The organism is Caulobacter sp. DWR1-3-2b1 (genome assembly GCF_049895765.1).
GTDB lineage: Bacteria > Pseudomonadota > Alphaproteobacteria > Caulobacterales > Caulobacteraceae > Caulobacter.
The window spans coordinates 32,681-56,851 of the sequence record NZ_JAFCSZ010000021.1 but is presented as its reverse complement, the minus strand read 5'-3'; the positions used below and the strand labels follow the sequence as shown (position 1 = coordinate 56,851).

22 protein-coding genes and 1 pseudogene are annotated in these 24,171 nt (G+C 65.8%); 17 read left to right on the top strand and 6 right to left on the bottom strand.

Going from position 1 to position 24,171, the window contains the following annotated elements; all coding sequences use genetic code 11:
- Window positions 1-3: 3 nt before the first annotated feature.
- The 9 genes and pseudogenes from ACP69S_RS16510 (at window position 4) to ACP69S_RS16470 (ending at window position 8,759) form a co-directional block, all read left to right on the top strand.
- Window positions 4-1,191: a flagellar hook protein FlgE gene (locus ACP69S_RS16510; protein ID WP_425999051.1), complete on the top strand. Its 1,188-nt coding sequence runs from the start codon at window positions 4-6 to the stop codon at window positions 1,189-1,191.
- A complete protein-coding gene (locus tag ACP69S_RS16505) occupies window positions 1,188-1,946 on the top strand; it encodes a FliM/FliN family flagellar motor C-terminal domain-containing protein (protein WP_425999049.1) in 759 nt (252 codons plus the stop codon). The genes ACP69S_RS16510 and ACP69S_RS16505 overlap by 4 nt, the downstream gene beginning before the upstream one ends.
- Window positions 1,947-1,960: 14 nt before the next feature.
- Entirely contained in the window at window positions 1,961-2,275 is a 315-nt protein-coding gene (fliN, locus tag ACP69S_RS16500; protein ID WP_425999047.1) for a flagellar motor switch protein FliN, read from the top strand.
- A 44-nt stretch (window positions 2,276-2,319) separates the two neighbouring features.
- Window positions 2,320-2,715, top strand: coding sequence for a hypothetical protein (locus ACP69S_RS16495; RefSeq protein ID WP_425999046.1), 396 nt, complete (start codon window positions 2,320-2,322; stop codon window positions 2,713-2,715).
- Window positions 2,712-3,590, top strand: coding sequence for a flagellar type III secretion system pore protein FliP (gene fliP, locus ACP69S_RS16490; RefSeq protein ID WP_425999044.1), 879 nt, complete (start codon window positions 2,712-2,714; stop codon window positions 3,588-3,590). The genes ACP69S_RS16495 and fliP overlap by 4 nt, the downstream gene beginning before the upstream one ends.
- Complete coding sequence (locus tag ACP69S_RS16485; protein WP_425999042.1) at window positions 3,587-4,354, top strand: sigma-70 family RNA polymerase sigma factor; 768 nt, start codon at window positions 3,587-3,589, stop codon at window positions 4,352-4,354. The genes fliP and ACP69S_RS16485 overlap by 4 nt, the downstream gene beginning before the upstream one ends.
- A gap of 10 nt (window positions 4,355-4,364) precedes the next feature.
- Window positions 4,365-4,928, top strand: coding sequence for a tetratricopeptide repeat protein (locus ACP69S_RS16480; protein ID WP_425999040.1), 564 nt, complete (start codon window positions 4,365-4,367; stop codon window positions 4,926-4,928).
- 323 nt (window positions 4,929-5,251) lie between these two features.
- Window positions 5,252-6,193, top strand: a pseudogene (locus ACP69S_RS16475) (DUF2339 domain-containing protein); the annotation flags it as partial.
- Window positions 6,194-6,347: 154 nt separating this feature from the next.
- The gene (locus ACP69S_RS16470) at window positions 6,348-8,759 is read left to right on the top strand and encodes a DUF2339 domain-containing protein (RefSeq protein ID WP_425999038.1); all 2,412 of its coding nucleotides are present in this window, start codon (window positions 6,348-6,350) and stop codon (window positions 8,757-8,759) included.
- Between the two features lie 306 nt (window positions 8,760-9,065).
- Here the strand turns inward: ACP69S_RS16470 and ACP69S_RS16465 are convergent, their stop codons facing one another.
- On the bottom strand, window positions 9,066-10,922 hold the full coding sequence (locus ACP69S_RS16465) for a M61 family metallopeptidase (RefSeq protein ID WP_425999036.1): 1,857 nt from the start codon (window positions 10,920-10,922) through the stop codon (window positions 9,066-9,068).
- Between the two features lie 429 nt (window positions 10,923-11,351).
- On the opposite strand from ACP69S_RS16465, the gene ACP69S_RS16460 reads away from it, so the two are divergent.
- The 7 genes from ACP69S_RS16460 to ACP69S_RS16430 all read left to right on the top strand — a co-directional run bounded on the left by ACP69S_RS16460 (window position 11,352) and on the right by ACP69S_RS16430 (window position 18,250).
- Window positions 11,352-11,678 (top strand): helix-turn-helix domain-containing protein, encoded by a 327-nt coding sequence (locus tag ACP69S_RS16460; RefSeq protein ID WP_425999035.1) that lies wholly within the window; start codon window positions 11,352-11,354, stop codon window positions 11,676-11,678.
- A gap of 22 nt (window positions 11,679-11,700) precedes the next feature.
- Complete coding sequence (locus tag ACP69S_RS16455; protein WP_425999034.1) at window positions 11,701-11,853, top strand: hypothetical protein; 153 nt, start codon at window positions 11,701-11,703, stop codon at window positions 11,851-11,853.
- Entirely contained in the window at window positions 11,854-12,900 is a 1,047-nt protein-coding gene (locus ACP69S_RS16450; protein ID WP_425999032.1) for a calcium-binding protein, read from the top strand.
- A 105-nt stretch (window positions 12,901-13,005) separates the two neighbouring features.
- Window positions 13,006-13,878: a glycosyltransferase gene (locus ACP69S_RS16445; protein ID WP_425999030.1), complete on the top strand. Its 873-nt coding sequence runs from the start codon at window positions 13,006-13,008 to the stop codon at window positions 13,876-13,878.
- Window positions 13,879-14,005: 127 nt separating this feature from the next.
- Window positions 14,006-14,902, top strand: coding sequence for a hypothetical protein (locus tag ACP69S_RS16440; RefSeq protein ID WP_425999029.1), 897 nt, complete (start codon window positions 14,006-14,008; stop codon window positions 14,900-14,902).
- A 15-nt stretch (window positions 14,903-14,917) separates the two neighbouring features.
- On the top strand, window positions 14,918-15,370 hold the full coding sequence (locus tag ACP69S_RS16435; RefSeq protein ID WP_425999027.1) for a hypothetical protein: 453 nt from the start codon (window positions 14,918-14,920) through the stop codon (window positions 15,368-15,370).
- Window positions 15,371-15,610: 240 nt separating this feature from the next.
- Window positions 15,611-18,250 carry a glycoside hydrolase family 3 C-terminal domain-containing protein gene (locus ACP69S_RS16430; RefSeq protein WP_425999025.1) on the top strand — a complete coding sequence of 880 codons (2,640 nt, stop codon included), beginning with the start codon at window positions 15,611-15,613 and terminating at the stop codon, window positions 18,248-18,250.
- 4 nt (window positions 18,251-18,254) lie between these two features.
- Here the strand turns inward: ACP69S_RS16430 and ACP69S_RS16425 are convergent, their stop codons facing one another.
- From ACP69S_RS16425 to ACP69S_RS16405, 5 genes are all read right to left on the bottom strand, one after another.
- Window positions 18,255-18,836 carry a DUF1697 domain-containing protein gene (locus ACP69S_RS16425; protein WP_425999023.1) on the bottom strand — a complete coding sequence of 194 codons (582 nt, stop codon included), beginning with the start codon at window positions 18,834-18,836 and terminating at the stop codon, window positions 18,255-18,257.
- A gap of 6 nt (window positions 18,837-18,842) precedes the next feature.
- Complete coding sequence (gene metC, locus ACP69S_RS16420; protein WP_425999021.1) at window positions 18,843-20,000, bottom strand: cystathionine beta-lyase; 1,158 nt, start codon at window positions 19,998-20,000, stop codon at window positions 18,843-18,845.
- A 63-nt stretch (window positions 20,001-20,063) separates the two neighbouring features.
- Window positions 20,064-20,912 (bottom strand): 3-mercaptopyruvate sulfurtransferase, encoded by an 849-nt coding sequence (gene sseA / locus ACP69S_RS16415; RefSeq protein WP_425999019.1) that lies wholly within the window; start codon window positions 20,910-20,912, stop codon window positions 20,064-20,066.
- A gap of 88 nt (window positions 20,913-21,000) precedes the next feature.
- On the bottom strand, window positions 21,001-21,249 hold the full coding sequence (locus ACP69S_RS16410; RefSeq protein ID WP_425999017.1) for a hypothetical protein: 249 nt from the start codon (window positions 21,247-21,249) through the stop codon (window positions 21,001-21,003).
- Between the two features lie 161 nt (window positions 21,250-21,410).
- Window positions 21,411-22,409, bottom strand: a complete 999-nt coding sequence (locus ACP69S_RS16405; RefSeq protein WP_425999015.1) for a cysteine synthase A — start codon at window positions 22,407-22,409, stop codon at window positions 21,411-21,413.
- A gap of 117 nt (window positions 22,410-22,526) precedes the next feature.
- Between ACP69S_RS16405 and ACP69S_RS16400 the strand changes: the two genes are divergently transcribed.
- Window positions 22,527-24,068: a cryptochrome/photolyase family protein gene (locus tag ACP69S_RS16400; protein ID WP_425999014.1), complete on the top strand. Its 1,542-nt coding sequence runs from the start codon at window positions 22,527-22,529 to the stop codon at window positions 24,066-24,068.
- Window positions 24,069-24,171: the final 103 nt, after the last annotated feature.

Here is a 24,171-nt window from a genome sequence, read left to right as displayed (position 1 = left end):
GGCATGCTTGGATCCATCTATATCGGCATGAGCGGACTGAACGCCTACACCAAGGGCCTCCAGACGATCAGCAACAATGTCGCCAACCTCAACACCTCCGGCTTCAAGGCCGCGTCGGTGCGGTTTACCGACGTCTTCAGCACCGGCGGCGGCGGGCTGACTTTCTCGTCTGGGTCGGGGCCCGGCCAGGGCGGCGGCGGGGTGCGCATGGCTGAGCCGAGCACTGACTTTCGACAAGGCGACCTGCGTCAGTCTGGCGGCGACCTGGACCTGGCCATCAAGGGCAGCGGCATGCTGGTCCTGAAAGACGGCGACAAGACCTACTATGCTCGCACAGGCCAGTTCAGCGTCGACGAGGAGGGGTTCATCTCCCTTCAGGGCACCAAATATCATCTGGCGGTGCTGGACGGATCGCGGCAGGCCGCGACGCTCAACATCGACGCCAAGCGCACCAGCAAACCGGTGGCCACCACTAAGATCGCCTTCGCTGACAATCTGTCATCTACCGGCGCCGAACACACGCTCAGCAATATGGCCGTCTATGACGCCTCAGGCGGTCGCCACCTCTGGACCGTCAAGCTGAAGGCCGCAGCCACGCCTGGCGAATGGGACGTCACCGTCACCGATGACCTGGGCGCGACCTTGAAGACCTCCAAGCTCAAGTTCATCGGCTCGGTGGTCGACGCCAGCACTGCCAAGATCGACGTTACCCAAACGGTGGCTGGCTTTGATCCGCTCACCGTCAAGCTGGATTTCTCCAGTGGGGTAACCTCCTACTCGTCCGGCACCATATCGAGCCTTCGCAACGCCTCGACCGACGGTAATGGCGTGGGCAATCTGACCAGCGTGACCATCGACGAAGAAGGTCGCGTCAAGCTGACCTATTCCAACACCAAGACCGAGACCCTGGGCGCGGTCGCCATGGCCGATTTCCGCGATCCTCAAGGCCTAACCTCTGTGGGCGGCGGCCTTTACGAAAGCCGCGATGGCGGCCAGGTGCGTCTACTGCCCAGCGGCGAGGACGGGGCCGGGACCCTTGTTGCTCAGCAGATCGAGGCTTCCAACGTCAATCTCGCCGAGGAGTTTGGCGAACTGATCCTCGTCCAGCGCGGCTTTCAGGCCTCCTCGCAGGTGGTCAGCATCGCCAATGATATGATCCAGCAGCTCTTCAGCATCAGAGGACAAGGATGACGAGGCAAGCCCGTTCCTGGGCGCCGCCGTCGATCGCCGAAAGCCCGGCCTTGCGCGCCAAGGTCGCTGAGGCGGTCAGCGATTGGTCGTTTGCCTGGTTTGCAAGATTTCGCCTGACCGTCGGGCGCTGGGACATCGTCCGCGGCGATCCGTGGACAGGTGTCGAGGGTGTGCGGGTCGAGGGCCAGGCTCTTGGTCTGGCGCGTGGAGAGCGCGCAGCCCAGCGCCTGCACGAGCGGGCCTTTGGGGTCGATTTGTCCGCAACACCCTTGAGCGAGGCTGATCGGCGGGTCGTCGACGGCTTTGCGCGGGAGATGTTCGACGATCTCCTGGCTGGCCTCGAGCGCGCTTTGAGTCTTGGCGATTTTCGTCCTGAAGCCGCGGCCACGTGGGACGGCGGGATTAAGATCGGACTGACCGACGACAGCGGCGCGGTGCTGGTCTGGCTCGTCGCACCCTTGGCGGCCGTCCTGCCGATCTGCCGCTCGGCGCTAGCGCCGCCAAGACCTCGCGCGCCGCCGCTTGGCCGCCGTGCGGCGCTGGCCGCGGCCGCAGTGAGACTGGATGTGATATTGGGCTCGGCGGATCTGACAATCGGCGAGCTTCGCACCCTGGCCCCAGGCGACGTCCTGGTTCTTGATCGGGGTCTGCACGATCCCGTCGCGCTTGTCATTCCGGGCTCCGAGCGGCCGTTCCTCAACGCACACATGAAACCGGCTGACGACCACACGACCTTGAGCCTTTTGCCGGCCTGACGAAACGAAAAGACATGACCCTACAAAGTAAGATCACTCCACCCGCCGGTACCGCTAGCGGCGCGGCCGATGTCGGCGCCCCGCTGGTTTCCCTAGAGGCGGCCCTGTTCCAGGACGTCAAGGTCAAGCTGCGGGCGCGGCTTGGCGAGATCGAGATGAGTGTTCAGGAGCTATTGGCTCTGCGATCGGGCGAGGTTCTCAAACTCGACCGCCGGGTCAGCGAACCGGTGGACCTCTATGTCAATCAGGCCCTGATCGCCCGTGGCGAGATCGTCGCCGTCGACGATCATTTTGGCGTACGGATCGTCGAGATCGCCGCCGCGCCATGAGCCCTCTCAGGACTTCGCGATTGGGCGGGTTGACCGGGCGCTCTGTGCCGACGCTTGTCTTGGTGGCGGTTCAGGCTGGACCAGCTTTTGGCGGGGTCCTGGGCGGCGCCGCCCCAAGCGACGTGCCCTGGCTGCGCTTGGCGGCCGCCCTGATCCTGTGCCTTTTGTTGGCCCTGGCCGGCGCCCTGATCCTGCGAAAGCGCCTGGGGGCGGGCGCTTCCGCGCCCATCAAGTTGAAGGATCTGCTCGCCAGCCTTGGCGTTGTCACGCCCTTGGCGCCGCCTCAGCGTCGTTTGCGTTTGGTCGAGACTGTCAGGCTCAGCCACAACATCGACATCTGCGTCATGCAACTGGATGATCGCGACATCCTGGTGGCGGCCACAGCCCAGGGCGTCGTGCAGTTGGTTCCTACCGCCGCTAGCGAAGCGGCGAACCAATGATCTCGGTTCTGTCGCGCGCTGCGCTGATCTCGCTCTTGCTCCTGCTGTGTGGCGGCGCGCCGGCCCTGGCGGCCGTCGGCGCCGCGGTGGCCCAGCCGGTCGTCGCGGCCGTTGAGCCGCGGATCGAACCCACGACGGTTGAACCTACAACGGTCGCACCCGCGGCGGCCGCGCCCAAGACGATCACGCCCAGACCCTTCCGAGAGGCAGCAACGGCGACGCCGCGTGCGACCAGCGTCGAAAAGACCAAGACCGCTGACGTCATTCGCATCGCCGTGGTCCTGACCCTGGCCGGCATGGTCCCGATCATCGCCATCTGCATGACGCCGTTCGTGCGCATCATCGTGGTGCTGTCGATGATCCGCCACGCCTTTGGCATGCCCGAGACGCCGCCCAGCCAGGTCTTGGTCAGTTTGGCGCTGTTCCTCACGGCCTTTACTATGATGCCGACCTTCACCCAGGTGAACGACAACGCCTTGCGGCCCTTCCTGGACGGGGCGATCTCAGTCGAGCGGGCCATGGACGAGGGGGCCGAGCCAATGCGGCGGTTCATGCTGCGCCAGGTGCGCGACAAGGATCTGCAGGCCGTCTACGTTATGGCCAAGAAACCGCTGCCGGCTTCGGCCCAGGAGGTCGGGCTGATGGAGCTGACCTCGGCCTTCATGCTCAACGAGTTGCGCGTCGCCTTCAAGATCGGGTTTGTGATCCTGCTGCCGTTCCTGCTGATCGATCTGGTTGTCTCGGGCATCCTGCTGTCGCTGGGCATGCTGATGGTGCCACCCTCCACCCTGGCCTTGCCGATCAAGATCTTGATGTTCGTCCTGATCGACGGCTGGACGCTTGTGCTCGAAGGCGTCGTCGGAAGCTTTCGATGACCGACCGCTCCGAGCTGCGCGCCGCGCCGGACTCGGAAAGCCTCGACGCGGAGGCGGCGCTGTGGCGCGCGTTTGGCGAGACGCGCGCCCAAGGCGCGCGGGAGCGCCTGTTCAACCGCCACATGGATTTCGCCAAGATGGTCGCGGCCCGGCACTTTCGTCGCGGGCGCGCGCCTGACATAGAATTGCTCGAGCTGCGCCAGCTGGCCTATGCCGGCCTGCTGGAAGCGATCGATCGCTTCGATCCGGCCCAAGGCGCGCCGTTCAGGGGCTATGCCGCGCGGCGGATCATGGGCAGCATTCTAAACGGCGTGGCGAAACTCAGCGAACTGCGCGAGCAGATCTCCTTTCGCAGCCGAGTGCGGGCCGATCGGCTGCGCTCGTTGACGGCAAACGGCATGGGTCAGGCCGATGCGGCCGATGCGTTGCAGGCCTTGACCGACCTGGCCGTCGGCCTGGCCATCGGCTTCATGCTTGACGGTTCGGGGCTGGTTGCCGCGCCTGGCGAGGCCGATCCGGCGCCGAGCGCCTATGACAGTCTGGTCTGGCGCGACATGCTGCGGCGGCTGACCAACGAGATCGCCGCCTTGCCCGAACGCGAGCGGCTGATCGTGCGCGGCCATTATCTCGACGGCGTCGATTTCGAAAGTCTCGCGCGCCTGTTGCAGATCAGCAAGGGCCGGGTCTCACAACTTCACAAGGCCGCCCTAGGCCGCATCCGCGCGCAACTGGCGCGCGCCGATGTTTTCAGTTTCAGACCGTAAGGAGATCGCCATGCAAAGTCCCTCGCGCCTTTGTCCCCAACCGAAACTGACTGCGGCGCTGCAAGCGGCCGGGCAGGGGGACGATGCCGGCCTGGACGCCGTCAACGCCTTGCTGCGCGACTACTGGGACGATCCGACCTTGCATTTCCTGAAAGGATCGCTGCTGGCGGCCCTCAAGCGCTATGACGATGCGCGACTGGCCATGGGCCGGGCCCTTGAGATCGCGCCTGACTATCCCGTCGCCCGCTTCCAGCTGGGGCTTCTGCACCTGAGCTCGGGCAACGCGGACGCGGCGCGCCAGGTCTGGGCTCCGCTCGACGGCCTGCCGGCTGAGGATCCCTTGCGCCTCTTCGCGCGCGGCCTCGATCTTATGGCCCGCGACGAGTTCGACGCGGCCAGAACCCTGCTTGAGGCCGGCTTGGCCGCCAACGGCAACGGGCCGATGAATGCCGATATCCGGCTGATCTTGGAACAGATGGATCGTCCGGGGCCGGTCGCGGGCGGGGAGGGCGATGCGACCTCTTCGGCGCACTTTCTGCTAGCCCAGCAGGGCGCGCGGCGCACAACGCACTAGCTGGCGCCGCCGTGCATCATCTCGGCTAGATCGACCACGCGCCGCCGCAGCCGCCGAATCTTTGGGATCGTCTCTCCGCAGGGGTCACGCGGAGCTTGGTCGATTGAATGTCCGAAATCTGGAGCTGCTCCAAGGGCAGCTATTGGCGCGACCTCGACCATTACGAGCTCATCAGGATTGGCTGAGAAGATCGGCCCGCAAATCGCTGAAAGAGCGACGCCCGCCCGCCTTTCCTCACCCCTAAACTCGCCTCTAGGTTTCCTAGAGCGCTTGGCCACTATAGGGAGGGGGGGCGGCACGCGGTCGCGAGTGGGACGCGCGACATGGAATGGCCATTCCTCCTTGCGCTCGGCGTATGGGTTTTTCGGCAGCAGAAGGCGATACAGGGCCTTGAGCGGCGCCTGGATGACGCGGACGAGCGGAAACGACTGACGGTAGACGATGCAGCAAGGCCTGAACCCGTCTTTCCGCAAAGATCGCCATCGATCGTCTCGGCGGCGTCTGTCGGGCAGCCCGATCCAGGGTTCGCGCTCGCACCGTCCACGGCTTCGACCAGGTCTGTTGAGGCCGTTGTTGAAGACGCAACCGACCCTGCGGTCCCGCGGTCCATCGAGGCTACGCGCACACCAGAGCCCGAACCCCTCTTCATCTCAGCGCCCGCTACGGAGCGTGCTCGGAAGACGCACCCAATACGGCCGCCGGTCACGCGCGAGGCGATCTCCACGTGGTTGTCGGAGAATGGTCTGGCCTGGATCGGCGGTGGCGGTTTGGCTTTGGGCGGTCTGCTGCTGGTCGGTTACGCCGCGCAGCGCGGGTTCTTCACGCCCGAACTCCGCATTACCTTGGCGGTGATATTGGGCGCTCTGATGCTCGCGGCCAGCGAGTGGATCTTGCGCCAGAAGCAGTCAATCGCCGGCGGGCGCCATCTGTTGGCGGCGGCCGTTTCCGCCGGGGCTGGCGCAGTCACGTTGTACGGCGCGGTCTGCGCCGCCCACGGTCTCTACCAATTGATCCCACTGGGCGTGGCGGCGGTTCTTGCCGGAGCCATATCTCTGGGGCTGCTGGGACTTTCGTTGCGGCACGGCGAGCCCTTAGCCCTGGTCGCTCTGGTCGGCGCGGTGTTCGCACCAAGCTTCACGGATTTGGCCCATTGGAATTCCTTTGCACTGACAGCCTACGCCCTCCTGATCGGGGTAACGGGCTTTTCGATCGCCGCCGCGCGGCGGTGGGGCAAGGCAGGCGGCGCGACAACGATCGGCCTGTTATTGTTGAGTGTCTCGTTCATCGCCGAACCGTCATATCCTCGCGCCGATGTCCGTCCAGGCCCTGGCGGCCGTCGGTCCGTTTGCCGCGACGCTGTGGAGGAGGCGCTTTGCCGCGGACGCCGCCGGCGATCCAGCGGGGCGCGATTTTCAACGCTTGCCTGCCGTCGCCTTGGTTCTGAGCTCCCTGGCCTCGCTCAGCCTGTGGTTCGCCACCTCGACCAACGCCGTGCACCTGCCGGCCGCAGCCTTCCTGTCGGGGCTCTTAGTGGTGCTGGGCGCGATAATGGTGGCGCGCGACATTGTTCGACCAGCGCTGTTCGCGGCCCCGGTGGGCATGGCGATCACCTGCCAATTGCTGGTCATGGCGTTGATGGCCCGTTCGCCGACCTTCCCGGCGCAACTACCTTGGTTGTACGCCCTGACCAGTCTGATCCCCGCGGCCGCTCTATGGGTCGCCTTACGCTTGGCGGTCGAGCCCCGCACGCGGATGCTGGCCATCGGCGGGATGGGCGTCGCCGTGTTGGCCAGCGTGACCTGGCCCTTGCTTCGCGCGGCGCATATCGACTTCGGCTGGATCCCGGCCGCCGTACTGGCCACCGCCATGTTCGCTTTGTCGGCTTTGATCGCGCGCCGCGTCGAACAGGCGTCGGTTGATCGCGGCTTGGCGATCTGGTTGGCGGCCGCCGCTGAATTGGGCTTCCTGGCAATTCACGCCGTTACCGCCCCGCGCTTCGAACCCACAGCCTTCGCCCTGGCCGCCGCGCTCTTGGCCCTCGCCGCGTCACGCTTGCCTTGGCGAGGCCTGGCGGCGACCAGTGTTGCCGGCGGTCTGCTGGCTTTCGCCGCCATGCTGCGGCCCGAGTTCATCGGTGCGACCCTTGAGGGGCGCCTTCTGCTGCCGATCATGGCGGCCATCAGCGCCTCGACTGCCCTGCTGCTGGTTGCCGCGGCGCATTTGATCTGGAAGGGCGGAGGTGAAGCGGCGCGTAACGAGGCAGAGGCTCAGCGCGCGGCCGGATTGCTGGTTACCCTATTGGCCTTGTTTGTTGGCCTCCACGTGGTGCTCGCTGGGGGCGATCGTCGGGTCCAGGACGGCTTGTTCGAGGCCTCCATGCGGACGCTGCTATTGCTGAGTGCAGGCCTATTGTTGGTATTGCGCCAGCGCGACGACGACGGGCCGATCGCTCGTTGGCGCACTGTGATTGTGATCAGTTTGGGCGTCGCCCATGGCTTGGTGCTGCAGGGCCTGGTCTGGAATCCCTGGTGGGGCGCGGGCCAAACGCCGGCTGGACCGGCCGTGCTCAACACCCTGATCCTTTCCTATCTGGCGCCTGTGGGACTGCTGGCGGCGGTCGCCTGGCGTCGCAGGCCGGCCATTGATGCGTGGACCAGAGGCTGGGTCCTGGCCGCGCCAGTGTTTGGCTTTCTATGGGGCCTACTGGTCCTGCGTCACTGGTTCCATGACACGGAAATGGCCCAAGCGGCCTGGGGGCGACTGGAGCTTGCCGCCGACGCGGTGCTGCTAATGCTGACCGCCCGCGCCCTTTTCGAACCCCGCCTGGGCATGATGTCGCCCCAGGCGGCGTGGCTGCGCGCCGCAGCGCCGATCGTGGGCGGGCTGGCCCTGGGCGTCACGGCCTTGGTCTTTGGCTTGCTTGTGAGCCCATGGTGGGGCGCGTTCTCTGGGCCTATCACCTTGGCGAGCGGCGCCCTGCTGTTTGCCCTCCAGACCGTGGCCATCGCCCTGGCTTGGGAGGTCAGCCGCAAGGAGGCGACCGTCGGTCGGGCCGCGCTGGTCGTGGCGGTGGCTTTGAGCCTGTCGTTGGCGGCGCACCTGATCCGCTGGGCCCTCCACGGTCCGTTCCTTTCGGTCGGGGTGATCGGTCGGATCGAAGGCGCGGCCTATGCCATTCTCGCCTTGGTCGCGGCGCGCCAATTGATGGCGCCGCGTCTGGCCAATCGACCCAGCACCGATTGGCTAGTCCGAGCCGCACCAGTGGTCGGTTGGCTATCCTTGGTCGTCGCCATCTTGGTGTTCGGAATGAGGTCCAGTCCCTGGTGGGGGCCGTTCAGTCAGCCGCTGGTGCCGGCGGGTTCGGCGGTCCTGCTCTTTGGCCTTTACCTGGGCGGAGCGGCGGCCATGCTCTGGCTGCGCCGGGGGGACGGTCGGTTCGACCGCGCGGCTTTAGCGGCGGCGATCGGCACTCTGTTTGTGTTGCTGACCTTGGTGATCCGTTACGTTTTCCACGGTGCGTCCATGGGCATGGCGATGAGCGGGGAGAGTCTCGAGACCTGGACCTTCTCGGCCCTATGGGCGGTGTTTGGCCTGGTGGTCCTGGGCCTTGGCGCCGCACGCAAAGATATCGTCCTCCGCTGGTCAGGCCTGGCGACGCTGTTGTTTACCGCCGGAAAGCTGATGTTGTTTGATCTGGCCCGACTTGAAGGCGTGACGAGAGCAGCCTCATTTCTCGCCGTTGGAGCGCTGTTCGTGGTCGGGGCCTTGGTGGCTCGCCGGCTAAACGCTCGGCACAAGTCAGCACCCGAAGCTGCGAGTCCTAGCCCTTAGGAATTCAAAGGGCCGAATTGTCGGTAGAACGCGCAGCCTCGGTCGAACGCTGCCCCAATGTCCGGAATCTGGAGCTGCCCCAAGGTCAGCTCATGGCGCATCTCGAACATCGGCGGCGCGCTAGAGATCGACGTCTCCATCCTCGTCCGCGAAAACAAACTGCGAGACTCCGAGAGAACATTTCTTCGTGTTTCGTCGGCGCGGCTTTTTGATTTTAATCTCGAAAGAGTAGTTCGCACGCGTGTCCAACATGGCGCGCCACCGCCTGATCAGGCGGTGGCGCGAGGCCACATCGCGCGCTACAGCCTATTTTGTCGTTGGGGTCATATCAGCGCCCAGCCATCGCTCGCGAAACGCCAGCTGCGCCTTGGTCGGTTTCAGTTTGGCGGCCTCGAATCGAACGATCTCGAGGGAAGGATCGGCGGCGACTTTCAGCGGCGCTTCGCGGGTCTGGCCGCGCTGGATGAAGCGCACCCTGGTTGCCTCATCGGGCTTCAGCCGTTCCAGCGCGTCCTGCCAGTCTGCTTCGGTGGCGAATTCGAACCGTCCGACGCCAAGAATGCGATCGCCGGATTCCATGCCAGCCGCATAGAGGGGGCTGTCCGGCGTCGGCGCCTCGGCCAGCAATACCTCGGACCCGTTCACGCGCACCCGCTGGGCGCCCAGCCAGGCGCGCTTTGGGGCTTTGCGCTGAAGTTTCAGTCCGGCCTGGGCCAGTAGCGGCTCGAAGTCGGGCAGATGCGAGCCCTCGACGCTGGCCTTGAAAAAGCTGTCCGCGAAGGCTGCATCGCCCGTCAGCGCCGCCAACGCCTGACGCAGGTCCGCAGGCTTGTAGGGGATCTCCGGCGCCCCGTGCGTCCGCCAGAGCTGGCGCATGTAGTCGTCCAGGGTCAGGGCGGTGGGACGGCCTCGCAACTGCAGGTCCAGCGCCAGGCCGATCACCGCGCCATAGGGATAGTAGGACGTGAAGATATTGGCGTTGGTCGGGTCGAGGGCGGCGGCCGCATCGACGAAAGGCGCGCGCAGGCTCATGTCCTGAGGTGAGCCGTAGCTGCGCCCGGGACCAGTGACCACGCCGTTCAGCGTGCCGGTCAGGCCTTTCAGATACTCGTCTATGGTCGACTGGCCCGAGCGGCGGATCAATAGCGGCCCGTAGTACTGGGTGAAGCCTTCAGCCAGCCACAGGGACGGGGTTGGATTGGCCTTAGTGAAGTCGAATGGCTCCAGTTCCGCCGGTCGGAGGCGCTCGACGTTCCAGGCATGGAACAGCTCGTGGCTCGCCGTGCCCAACTGGACGAAGTTGCCCCGGAACAGCGACTGGGAATTGCTGATGAAGGTGGAATTTCGGTGCTCCATGCCGTCGCCGGTGATCTGCGGCATGTAGTCGGCGATGAAGGTGTAGGTCCCGTGGTCGAACTTGGGCAGATCGCCGAACACCTTGATGTGCTCCGGCACGATCTTCTTCAGCTTGTCGGCGAACTTGTCGGCGTCTTCATCCGTACCGGGATGATGCAGGGCCAGGCGGAAAGTGTAGGTCCGGCCCGCATCGGTCACCTGCCATTCGCGCAGCGCGAAGTCGCTGATCTCGGTCGGGCTGTCCATGAAGTACTGAAGGTTTGGCGCCCAGTAGGTGTCCGCTTCGCTGGTGGCGGGGAGCTGGGTGGCGACCTTCCAGCTGGGGTCGGCGCGCTTGAACCGCACCCGGATCGGCTTGTCGTCATAGCCGCTGGCCCACAGGAAGGTGGCGGGCATGTTGAGGTGGGCGTGGGTCGCATCGATCTGCGAATAGGTGCCGTCGCCCCGGTCGGCATAGAGGGTGTAGGTGACCTGAACCGTGCCGTCGTGACCGGCAATGGTCCAGCTGTACGGGTCGGTCCGCTCTACGGTCAGAGGCCGACCTGCGCTGTCAGCGGCACTCACCCGATAGACGTTCTTGGCGAACTCATGGATGGCGTACCGCCCTGGCGACGAACGCGACATCTGTACCCGTAGCGGCCCGGTCGGAACCTTGCGGTAGGTCGCGGTGATCTGCGCCTCGTGGTGGCGCGCATTGTCGAACGCCACATCGTAGTGCACGGGCGCGTTCGCGCCTGGGTCCTGCGCCATGGCGCCGCCAGCGGAGAACAGAGCAAAGCCCGCCAGGCCGATCAAAGAGTTCCGCATTCGTCCCCCGAAGGCTGCCGCCAATAATTCGCGGCCAGTAACAGGCAACATGCGAGGTAGGCGCAGCGGTCGCAAGGGCCGTATGCGAGCGATCGTCCGTCATCCCGCCCGAGGTGCGGCGGGGCATAGGGTCTCGTCGCCTGGACCGCTCGCGATCAGTGGGGGGTGGGGTTACCAACCGCAGGACGTCTCCAGCCCGCGACCAGACGACGAGAAAATAAGAATACGTCTAGTTAAAACTGGAGTCAAATAGCTTCGAGCATTTTTCCCACATGGAACCTCTTCGCGACGGCGGGGCGAACGCCGATGCGAAGAGCGCTAAAGCGCGCGTCATGAGTTCCCGCACATCATTCAATAACACGTTGCATAATTACTGGTTTCACCAGAAAATACTCCCCTTCGTCCGCGTTGCAGATGTCACGAGTCCCGATGCCCCGAGCCACCCCCGATGCCGCCAAGGCCGCGCACACCAAGCTTTTGCGGCAGGAAGCCGGTCGATGGCTGAAAGCGGCCCGGGAGGCCGCAGGTCTCACCCAGGCCCAGCTCTCTGAACAGGTAGGGCTGCGCTACTACACCTTCGTCTCCCAGGTGGAGAGCGGCGTCGGCCGCCTGCCGATCGAGACCCAGGCCGCCTGGGCCAAGACCCTGCATCTGGACGAGGCCGACTTCGCAAGGACGCTGCTGGCCTATTATGAACCCGAATTGCACCGGCTGCTGTTCGAGAGCGACGCCTCTCCCAGCCGGGCCTCCGCCTAGCGATCGCTGAGAGTCTTTCGTCGTGGGCACAGTCCTTTCGTTCGCCAATCGCATCTTCGGCGCCGTGCAATGGACTGCGTCGGAACGGAGCCGTCTCGAGGCGCTGACCGAGCAGTTCTTCGGCGCCGCCGACGACGGCGCGCCGTGGTGCGCTGTGACGAACGAGGATGACTAGGTGCTGGCGCACGTCGCCCGCGTCGCCGACCAGTTCCTGGTGCATTTCGTGGCGGAAGACGTCATGGCGCGCGGCGCCAATCTGCGCGACGCCCTGGGTCAATGGTTGAGCCCGGAGCCTCAACGCACCGGCGTGGTGGTGCCGTTCAACAGGGTGCATAACGGCGCGGATGTGCTGGTCCTGCTGGCGGTCGCCACCTTCCTGGAAGACCAGCTTCGCTTCAGCGCCCCGCATCTGGCGGATGGCGGGGCGTGGCTGGCGGCCGCCCCATCCGTGGTGGAGCCTGGGTCGCAGCCGGAGCTTCACGCTGAGGGCGAGCCGAAAGGCGAGGGGGCGGCGGGGCGCGAGCCGCCGTCTGACCGACCCTCTGGCCAAGCCGCAGAACCGCAGACCCACGCCGAGCCCGGTCCCGATCAGGCAACGCACCGATCACAGCCCGCCGGGATCGCCGAGGCTTCTGTTTCGGCTGAATCCGCCAAGCCCGGCATCCAGGCGGCCACGCCGAGGGAAATGCCGCAGATGCGCGGCGGCGACGGAGACGACGCGATGGTCGGCACCTCGCGGGCGGAGCGGCTGGTCGGTGGTCCGGGGAATGACTTGCTGATCGGCGGTGGCGGGCGCGACATCCTGGACGGCGGTCCCGGCGATGATCGGATTGTCCTGACCTCCGAGGCCGCCGCCTTTGGCGGGACCGGCGCCGACACCTTCGTGATCAGCGCGCCAGCCGTTCTGGACCGTCCAGACACCCTGCTGGGCACGATTTACGACTTCAACGCCAGCGAGGGAGACCGGCTCGTGGCCTCCGGAAGCGACCTCGTCATTCTGGGGCGTCCGGGGGGCGAACCGGCCGACCTTGGCTTTGCGTCGAAACCGGATGCCGACCAGCGCGTCTCGGTCGATCTCGACGGCGACGGTCGCGCCGACAACTACATTCTGCTCACCAGCGCCTCGCCCCATGCCGCGGCAGCCACGCCGCCGTCGTGCTCGCTGGCGTCTTTCCGGACTGGACCGAAATCGTCGGCTGACGGGGCCCTGGCTCCGCCGTAGATGCGACATGGTTTGATATATAATAAAAACTAGACATGATATTACTGGATATCGTTGCGTTGTCCTGCGCCACCCGCGCGCCGATCAACCAGTCTGGACCCTCCCATGACCCTGCACAGTGAACCCAGCGCGCGCGGCGTGCTGGGTGTCGACGCTCCGCCCGTTGCGCCGGTCCCCTGGCCCCGCGTGTCGGTAGTCATCTGCACCCTGGACGAACACGAGGCCATTGGCGGGGTTCTCGACGATGTCGTCGCCGATCTGGCCCACGTCCCGCACGAGATCATCGTCGTCGACGATTCGGTCGTCGATCGGACGGCTCAGGTCGTTCGATCCCGCGCCTGGTCGAATCCCGACATCCGACTGGTCCGCCGCGAGGGCGCGGGCGGACTGGCCTCGGCCGCGATCGCCGGCTGGGATGTCGCGCGCGGCGATGTCCTGGCGATCATGGTCGGCGACGCACAGCACGATCCGCGTTTGATCGGCCGCATGGCCGGCACGCCCGTCGATGTCGCCGTGGCCAGCCCTTATATGGCCGGCGGCGGCTCGGGCTTGGCGGGTTACCGCCACTGGCTGAGCCGCGCTGGCGTTAACGTCACGGGTCTGCTGCTGGGTTTGCGTCTTGCCGATCCGATGAGCGGCTGTTTCGTGATGACCCGCGCCTGGTACGAGTCAGTTCGGCCGCGCCTGTCGGGCCTGGGCTTCAAGATCCTGATCGATATCGTCGCCTCTGATCGTCGTCGGCCCCGCCTGCTGCAGATCCCGACCGCCTTGCGGCCGCGCGCTGGCGGCGTGTCGAAGCTCGACCTGCGCGTGGTTTTCGATCTCGTCGCCCTGCTGGTCGAAAAGCGGACAGGCGGAGCGCTGCCGGCGCGCATGACCCAGTTCCTGTTTGTGGGTTCGCGGCTGGTACGGCGGGGGCCTTGCTGGGCGCCTTCTGGAACTATGGCGCCGTGCAGCGCCTCACCTGGCGGCCGCTGACCGTGGCGCAGCGCGCCCGGGCGCTGATCGCCAACCTCGCGGGGAGGACAGCGCGTTGATTGCAAGCCTCAAGACCCGACTGCCGGCGCTCGATCGCCGGCGGCGCTGGGCATTGGTAGGCGCAGTCTTGCTGCTGGCCGCCTTCGCCATCCGCAGCGGGCAATTTGGCAATCCGCTGATTCACGTCGACGAGAACTTCTACCTGCTGGTCGGCGACCGGATGCTGCACGGCGCCTTGCCCTATGTGGACATCTGGGATCGCAAGCCCGTCGGCCTCTTCCTGCTCTTCGCCGCCATCCGGCTGCTGGGCGGCGACGGGATCGTCCAGTACCAGGTGGTGGCCACCCTGTGCGCCGCCGCTACAGCTTTCGTCATCGCCCGCATGGCCGCGCCCATGGCGGGGCTCAAGGCCGCGACCGTCGCCGGTGTCGTCTATCTGCTGCTGCTGGGCCTCGTGGGAGGCACGGGCGGTCAGGCCCCGGTCTTCTACAACCTCTTGGTCGCCGGGGCAGCCTGGGCGACGCTGATCGTCTCGACCCGCCCCGGCGTCTCGCCCGGCCAGATCCGCCGCCATGGCCTCATCGCCACGGGCCTGATCGGCCTGGCCATGCAGATCAAATATACGGCGGTCTTTGAAGGCGTTTTTCTGGGCGTGTCGCTGATGTGGGCGTTCTGGCGCTGCAGCGAATGGCTGTCGCATCTCGCGATCGACACCGCGCTCTGGATCGGCCTAGCCTTGGCGCCGACCCTGGCGGCTCTGGCCCGGTACGCCTGTCTGGGTCATACCGAGGCCTTCCTCTACGCCAACTTCCTGTCGATCGGCGACCGCTCCGGCGCGTCGCCGGACGAACTTCTGTATCGCCTGTCCAAGGCCTGGAAGGCTCTGCACATCCCGCTGTTCGCGGTTGTCCTGGCGGCCGTTCTGGAACCCTGGCGACGCTTTACGGCGGGGCCAGCGACCTTCGGTTTCGCCCTGATCTGGCCAGCGGCGGCGGTCGGCGGTTATCTGGTGTTCGGCACCTAGTTCGACCACTACGCCTTGCCGCTGTTCGCGCCTCTGGCGCTAGCCTGCGCGCCGCTGTTCGCCTACCGGCCCTACCGTTTCGGCGCCGTTGCAGCGGCGCTGATGATCCTGTCGGGCTCTGTCGCCAATGCGGTGATCATCCGCAAGATCCAGCTCAAGCGCGGTCATCAGGCCGAGATGACGGCCCTGGTCGATGCAATAAAGCCGCGCCTCAAGGGCTGTCTCTATGTGTGGAACGGCGACCCGATGCTCTATCACCTGAATAGATCGTGCTTGCCGACCCGCCACCCCTTCGCCGGACATTTGAATCTGTTGCGGGAGAATGGCGCCATCGGCGTCGATCAGGCCACGGAGGTGCGACGCATCCTGGCCGGACGGCCAAGCGTCATCGTTGATCATCAGCCGGCCGCCCGGGACTTCAACTTCGAGGTCGTAGAAATCGTTCAGACGGAGCTTAAACGGGCCTAAAAACCGGTCAAGGTCGTCCCGCTGAGGCGGACTCGGCTGGTCGTCTACGAACGGATACCGGGTCGCTGACGCTTCAGCGATGCGGGCGTTATTGTTCGACGTCGCCGGACCGTCAAAGAGTGGCAGAACTCGCGATACCGGTACCAATTTTGGCTTCTCTTCCTGCCGGCCGCCATGCTTATGTCCCGCCGCCGCGCCCGCTGCGGAGATGATCGGCAAGATCGCGAAAGGGAGAAAACGATGATGCGTCTAGCGAGCCTTGTCGTTCTGTTTGCCGTCAGCGCGCCGCTGGTCGCCCAGGCGGCGCCCGTCGAACCCTATCGCGACCCTGCCCTGAGCGTTCAGCAACGCGCTGCGGATCTCGTCGGACGCATGACCCTCGAGGAGAAGGCCGGCCAGTTGCGCGACGTTGCTCCAGCGATCCCCCGTCTGGGCGTCTCGCGCTATAACTGGTGGAGCGAGGGCTTGCATGGTGTCGCGCGGGCTGGCAACGCCACGGTCTTTCCACAAGCCGTCGCCCTGGCCGCGACCTGGGACGCGCCGCTGATTCATGACGTGGCCGACGTTATCAGCACCGAGTTTCGCGCCAAATATGTCGAGCGGGTCGGGGCCGATGGCGGCTCGGACAAGTATCGCGGCCTGACTGTCTGGTCGCCCAACATCAACATCTTCCGCGATCCGCGCTGGGGCCGGGGGCAGGAGACCTATGGCGAGGATCCGCACCTGACCTCGCGGATGGGCGTGGCCTTCATCCATGGTCTGCAGGGCGACGATGCCAAGGTCTTCAAGACCATCGCCACGGCCAAGCATTACGCCGTTCACAGCGGTCCCGAGGTCAACCGCCATCGCGACGACATCCATCCCTCGGCCTATGACCTGGAAGACACCTATCTGCCCGCGTTCCGCGCCAGCGTGGTCGAGGGCAAGGTCCAAGCCTTCATGTGCGCCTATAATGCGGTCGACGGTGTGCCGGCCTGCGCCAATCGGCCCTTGATCGACCCCCTGCGCAACACCTGGGGCTTCACCGGGCACGTCGTTTCGGACTGCGCGGCGGTGTCCGACTTCCACCGTGAAGACGCTCACCGGTGGGTCAAGACGCCCGAGGACGCCGTCGCGGCCGGGTTCGTAGCCGGTATGGACCTGATCTGCGGCGAGTTCGGCCCCGGCAAGAGCGCCGACCCGCAACCCATCATCACCGTGGTCCGTGACGGACGCCTCGCCGAGGCCGTGATCGACCAGGCCGCGCGGCGACTGTTCGAGGGCCGCATCAGCCTTGGCCTTTTCGATCCGCCCGGGGCCTCGGCCTATGCGCGTATCCCGGCGACCCAGAACGACACGCCGGCGCACCGCGCGCTGGCGTTGGAGACCGCCAAGGCCTCGCTGGTGCTGCTGAAGAACGACGGCCTGCTGCCCCTGAATGCCGCGCCGCGTCGCATTGCGGTGATCGGTCCCAATGCCGACAGCGTCGATGCTCTGGTCGGCAACTACAACGGCACGCCCTCGCGACCGGTCACCCTGTTGACCGGGCTAAAGGCCCGGTTCCCCCAAGCCGATATCGCCTATGTCGAGGGCGCGGGTCTGGTCGGTTCGCCGATGGCGCCGACCCCGGACGCCATCTTCTGCGTCGGTGAGACCTGCACCGCGCCCGGACTGAAGGTCGAGACGTTCGAGGGTCTGGAGCTGGCCGGTTCGCCGACCGAGGTCCGCGCCGAGACAAACGTCCTGTTCAGCTGGGGAAGACCGGCGCGTAATGCGCGGAAAACCTCGATGCGATGGACGGGCTACCTCACCCCCACCGAGACGGGCGAGCACCGGCTGCGTCTGGCGACCAGCAGCGGCTATCGGCTTTATGTCGACGAAAAGCTGGTGCTGGATGTCTGGGGTGAAGCTGCGCCGGCCGCCGCTCGGGAAGCTTCCGTTTCGCTGCGCGCAGGTCATCGCCATGCCTTGCGGATCGAGACCACCCAGACAGGCGACCGAGGCGATCAGCGCCTGAACTGGAGCCTGCCAAGCCAGGGCGCCGAGGCGGCCCTGGCCGCCGCCAGTCAGGCCGACCTAGTCGTCTTCGCCGGCGGTCTGACGGCGCGTCTCGAGGGCGAGGAGATGCAGGTCTACGCCGACGGTTTCGCGGGCGGCGACCGGACCAGTCTCGACCTGCCGGCGCCCCAGCAGGTGCTGCTCGAAAAGCTCAAGGCTGTCGGCAAGCCGGTCGTACTGGTGCTGATGAACGGCTCGGCGATGAGCGTGAACTGCGCGGACCAGCATCTGCCCGCGATCATCGAGGCCTGGTACCCGGGCGGCGAGGGTGGTCACGCGGTCGCTTCGCTGATCGCCGGCGACTTCAGTCCGTCGGGACGCCTGCCCGTTACCTTCTATCGCTCGGCCGAGGAGCTGCCGGGTTTTAGCGACTACGCCATGGCTGGGCGCACCTATCGCTACTTCACGGGCGAGGCGCTCTATCCCTTCGGATATGGCCTGAGCTACACGCGTTTTGACTATGCCGCGCCCGTGCTTGATCGCGTGCGCGTAAGGGCGGGGGAAACAGTCGCGGTGACGGTGGCCGTCACCAACAGCGGCGCCCGCGACGGCGCCGAGGTGGTCCAGCTCTATGTCTCGCGACCCGGCGAAAAGGGCCCGATCCGCGCGCTTCAAGGGTTCCAGCGTGTCGCCCTGAAGGCCGGCGAGGCTCGACAGGTTCGGTTCGCGCTGGACGCCCGGGCGCTCAGCGTCGTCGACGCCGCCGGTGCGCGCCATGTTGAGCTTGGACGCGTCGACCTGTGGATTGGCGGCGGGCAGCCAGGCGGACGCAAGGGTCTAGTCCCGCCATCAGGTGTTCCAACCAGCCTTGAGGTGTCGGGTCGAACAACGCTGGAGCCTTGACCCGCTACTGTGCTGTCAGGTCGGCCTCGGACTCCGACGCAGAGGCTTCGGCGGTCGCCTCGCCAATGGCCTGCACCACGGTCCAGGAGCGGCTCGTGATGCGGGTCGCCAGGGCTTTCTCGACGATGTTGTTGCTGAACTTCGACGCGCCGAGGCCATTGGGATAGGTGACGTAGAACTGCCGACTCTCGACGCGCAGTTGCTCGCCCTCGGTCAGCTTGGTGCGCAGGGCGCCGATCACCTTCTTGTCCGGCGGATCCTTCAGGAACAGCGTCATCAGCAGGCCCGGATCGGCTTCCGCGAATTCCGCATACGGATTGGCGGCGATAATCGCCGCCCAGGCCTGGGCGGTGCGGACATAGATGTCGGTGCGCAGGCCAAGGCGGGTGTGGATCTCGGTCTCAAGGAAGTTCTGCAGATCGGCGCCGGTGCGCTCGGGGCTGTCGAACACCAGATTGTTGGCTCCGCCGACCGCGCGCACGTCGCTGAAGTCCAGCTCGCTGAGCAGCTCTACGAAGGTCTCGGCCGCGATCGGCTTCTGGCCGCCGACGCTTGTGCCGCGGAGCAGGGCGATGTGGGTGGTCATTGAGGTCTAGGCCTGACTGTTCAGAGCGGCGAACCCGCGCTCCAGATCGATGATGAGGTCGGCCGGAGTCTCCAGGCCGATGTGCAGGCGCAGCAATGGACCTTCCAGTCCGACGGGGAAAGAGCGGCTTTTCAGTTGCGGATCGCAGTAGATGGCCAGGCTTTCATAGCCGCCCCAGGAGAAGCCCAGGCCAAACAGATGCAGGGCGTCGAGGAAGGCGTGGACCGCCTTTTCGCGCACGGGCTTCAGCACCACGCCAAACAGGCCGCAGGCCCCGGTGAAGTCGCGCTTCCACAGGGCATGGCCGGGATCGCCGGGCAGGGCGGGGTGCAGCACCTTCGCAACCTCGGGCCGCTCTTGCAGCCAGCCGGCGATGGCCAGACCGTTTTCGTGGTGGCGGGGCAGGCGGGTGGTCAGGGTGCGCAGGCCGCGCAGCATGGTGTAGGCGTCGTCGGGCGACACCGACCAGCCGATGTCCCACATGGCGTTGCCGAGCTGGTCGCCGATCACGGTGTCCAGCGTGGTGGCCGACCCCATGAAACAGTCCGAATGGCCGCCCACATACTTGGTCAGGGCTTGGACGCTGATGGTCACGCCATGGGCCAGCGGCTTGAAATAGAGGCCGGCCGCCCAGGTGTTGTCGATCAGGGTCAGCATCCCGCGCGCATTGGCCGCCGCCGCGATGGCTGGGACGTCCTGCATCTCGAAGGTCAGAGAGCCAGGGGCCTCCAGCAGGATCATCCGGGTCCTGGCCGTGGTCAGGGCCATCAGGTCGTCGGGCGTCAGGGCCGGGTCGTAATAGCTCGTCCTTACCCCGAAGCGGCTCAGCACACGGTCGCAGAACCGGCGGGTCGGCTTGTAGGCGCTGTCGACCACCAGGATCTCGTCCCCGGCCTTCAGCACCGCTAGCATGGCGCCGGTGATCGCGGCCAGGCCAGAGGGATAGAGAGTGACGTCGGGCGAGCCTTCCAGTTCGGCCAGGGCCACCTGCAGGGCGGCCGGCGACGAAAGACCCGTGATGCCGTAGCTGATCTGGTTATCGTCATAGAGCGACGCCGCATTGGGCATCAACACGGTCGAGCCGCGCTGGATCGGCGGATTGACCGTCCGCGCCGGCAGAACCGACGACGCGCCCGTGCGGATCAGGCGGGTTTCTTCATCCATGGGGTGCTCTCGGCGACGCGGCGAAGTCGTGGTTTAGGACGGCTCGCCCGATGCGCCAAGACGTCAGGCGGGTCCAGTGATGACCGGGGTATCTTCAAGGCCGCCCCATTCGGTCCACGAGCCGTCATAGACGGCGGCGCGGGGATAGCCGAGACGCGCCAAGGCCAAGGCGACGACCGAAGCCGTGATGCCCGAGCCGCAGGTCGCGGCGACCGGCTTGGCGACATCGACGCCGGCTTTGGTGAAGACTGCGCCTAGCTTGTCAGCCGCTCGCATCGTGCCGTCGGGCGCCAGCATGTCGCTCAGCGGAATGTTGCGCGAGCCGGGCATATGGCCGCCGCGCAGTCCGGCGCGGGGCTCGGGCGTTTCGCCTGTGAAGCGCCCGGCGGGGCGGGCGTCGATCACCTGCTCGCGGCCGGTGTCGAGATTGCGCCTCATCTGCTCCACCGAGCGGACGATGTCGGCCTGATAGCGGGGGGTGAAGTGGCGTTCTTGCGGCATAACGGGGCCGTCCTCGACCGGGTGGCCCTCGGCGATCCATTTGGGCAGGCCGCCGTCCAACACCACCACATCCTCGTGGCCCATGGCCCTGATGGTCCACCAGACCCGCGCCGCCGGCAGGATGCCGGTGCTGTCATAGACGACGATGCGTGCGCCATCACCCAAGCCCAGCTTGCGGACCCGCGAGGCGAACTTGATCGGGCTTGGCAGCATGTGCGGCAGGTCGGAGGTCTGGTCCGAAATCTCGTCGATGTCGAAAAATACCGCGCCCGGAATGTGGGCCAGCAGGAACTCTTTCTTCGGATCGCGCGGCGTGCCCGGCATGAACCACGATGCGTCGACGATGCGGACGTCGGGCGCCTCCAGGTGGTCGCGCAGCCAAGTGGTGGAGACGAGAGGGTCTTGGGTCATCTGCTGCGCCTTTCGGGGTCTGACTCGCCCCTGTTGGAGAACGACAGGATCGCGGCAACGGCCTTGCGGGGCAAGCGGTTCAGCACCCTTAAGCGCTGACGACATTCCAGCTGAAAAGGAGCCGCTGGATTATTTGATCTCGTGACCATCCCGCAGCAGCAGAATTGCCTGCCACCGCCTCCTGCAGGAAGACAGTTTCACCACCCAAACCGAGGAATTTCTTCAAGGCGATAGCTGCCGCCGCATCTGCTTTCGGACCGTCGGCAATGGAAAGCTCGTGGGCGAACACTGCCACGCCGACATTAGGTGACTCCCAGAGCCCCTCAGGTCCGTTCACTTGGAGATCCCCACCGAGGCTAACGAGGCCAACTGCTCGGCTGGTTTCAATGACCGCGGGTATCATCTCGATTGGCCAAGCCGCTCCACCACGTGCGGCTTCATTGACCCGAGGAGATCCGGCGGAAGATAGATGGCAAAGAGCGTTGGACTGCCCATTGCCTACATCCAGCCCGGTGTTGGCAGGCCCTTTTCGGCGAGGAACTCGGGATTGAACAGCTTGCTCTGATAGCGCGAGCCGTGGTCGCAGAGGATGGTCACGATGGTGTGGCCGGGGCCCATGGCCTTGGCCATGTGAATGGCGCCGGCGACGTTGATCCCGGACGAGCCGCCCAGGCACAGGCCTTCGTGCTGGACGAGGTCGAACACGACCCGGACCATCTCCTCGTCGTCGATCCGGAAGGGGTGGTCGATCGTCAGGCCTTCAAGATTGGCGGTGATCCGGCCCTGGCCGATGCCCTCGCTTATCGAGGTTCCTTCCGATTTCAGCTCGCCGTCCCTGTACCAGCTGTAGAGAGCCGCGCCGTGCGGGTCGGCCAGGCCGATCTTCACCGACGGCTTGCGCTCGCGCAGGGCGGCGGCGACGCCCGCAAGGGTGCCACCCGAGCCGATGGCGCAGATGAAGCCATCGACCTTGCCGTCGGTCTGCTCGAAGATTTCCGGCCCTGTAGTTCGGTAGTGGGCCTCGCGGTTGGCGACATTGTCGAACTGGTTGGCCCAGATGACGCCGTTGGGCTCGGTCTTCGCCAGTTCTTCGGCCAGGCGGCCCGAATAGCGGACATAGTTGTCGGGGTTGGAATAGGGTACAGCGTCCACCTCGACCAACTCGGCGCCGAGCAGGCGGATGGCGTCCTTCTTCTCCTGGCTCTGGGTGCGGGGGATGACGATGGTGGTCTTGTAGCCCAGGGCCGAGGCGACCATGGCCAGGCCGATTCCGGTATTGCCGGCCGTGCCCTCGACGATGCGGCCGCCGGGCTTCAGCAGGCCCCGGGCCTCGGCGTCGCGGATGATGCCCAGGGCGGCGCGGTCCTTGACCGACTGGCCGGGGTTCATGAATTCGGCCTTGCCCAGGATCTCACAGCCCGTCGCCTCGCTGGCGCGGTTCAGGCGGATGAGCGGGGTGTTGCCGATGGCGTTCAGGATGCTGGTCTTGATGGTCATGTGCGCGGATCGGGGAAGCTGAGGGCTGCGGGGCGAAGCGAACATGGTAGATCGTGTCGCGGCGAACCGAAGCAAGCCCAGTTTTCCTTAAGGCTGGCGCCAGGCAGTGAGCAAACCATGACGGAACAGGCACAGGGCGCGCTACGGCTGGTGCTGGGCGACCAGTTGAGCGAGGGCCTTTCCGCCCTGGCCGGGCTGAATCCGGACATCGATATCGTCCTGATGACCGAGTCGGTGGCCGAGGCCACGGCCTGGAAGCACCACAAGCAGAAGCTGGTTCTGGTCTGGTCGGCCATGCGCCAGTTCGCCGAGCGCCTGCGGGCTAAAGGCGTCCGCGTTCGCTATGTGACCCTGGATGATCCCGCCAATACCCGCTCGATCGGCGGCGAGATCGCGCGGGCCTTGGCAGATGAGTCGCTGGGTCGCGTGATCCGCACGGCCTGCGGCAAGTGGGGTCTTGAAGACCACCTGCTGACCTTGGCCAAGACCCTGCCGGTTCCGATGGAAACCCGCGAGGACGATCGCTTCCTGTGTTCCAGCAAGCAGTTCGGCGCCTGGGCCGAGGGGCGCAAGGAACTGCGGATGGAGTATTTCTACCGCGAGATGCGCCGCTCTACAGGCCTGCTGATGGACGGCGACAAGCCGGTCGGCGGGCAGTGGAACTTCGACGCCGAGAACCGCAAGAAGCTGCCGGCCGGCGTGCGGCCGCCGGAGCGCCTGAGAACACCGCCCAACGCCACGACGCGGGAGGTGATGGCCATGGTCGGGTCGGGGTTCGACGACCATTTCGGCCGCGTCGACACCTTTGCCTGGCCGACCAATCCCGAGGAAGCCGAAGCGATCCTCGACCACTTCTTCGATGACATGCTGGCAGGCTTTGGCGACTGGCAGGACGCCCTGAGCTGGGGGCGACCGTTCCTGTGGCACAGCCTGATCTCGCCGGCCCTGAACATCGGACTGCTGGACCCGCTGAACATCTGCCGTCGCGCCGAGGCGGCCTATCGGTCGGGCAAGGCGCCGCTCAACGCGGTTGAGGGCTTCATCCGCCAGATCCTGGGCTGGCGGGAATTTGTGCGCGGCGTCTATTGGCTGAAAATGCCCGAATACGCCCTGCGCAATGCGCTGGACGCCGAGGGCAAGCTGCCGTGGTTCTACTGGACCGGCGAGACCGACATGGCCTGCGTGGCCGACGCCGTGAGCGCCGCGCGCGACCACGCCTATGCCCACCACATCCAGCGGCTGATGGTTACGGGCAATCTGGCCATGCTGCTGGGCGTGCATCCCGACGCTGTCGACGACTGGTACATGGTGGTGTTCGCAGACGCCTATGAATGGGTGGAAATGCCCAACACCCGCGGCATGGCGACGTTCGCCGACGGAGGCATCGTGGGCTCGAAGCCCTATGCGGCCAGCGGAGCCTATATCGACCGGATGAGCGACTACTGCAAAAGCTGTCGCTATGACGTCAAGGACCGGCTGGGCGAAAATGCCTGTCCGTTCAACGCGCTGTACTGGGATTTCCTGGATCGCCACGAGAAGCGGCTCGCAGGCCTGGGGCGCATGATGATGCCGCTCAAGACCCTGTCGCGCATGCCTGACGCCGAACGGGTAGCTTTCCGCGCCAAGGCCGCAGCGACCCGCAAGGCCATGGGCGTCTAGAGCCCTTTCCGACCTGATGGCTTCATCAAGGGCGGGCGAAAAGGGCTCTAAATCAAAAGTTTAAAGCCTTTTTCGATCCGATAACCGTTTTACGCTTATCGGA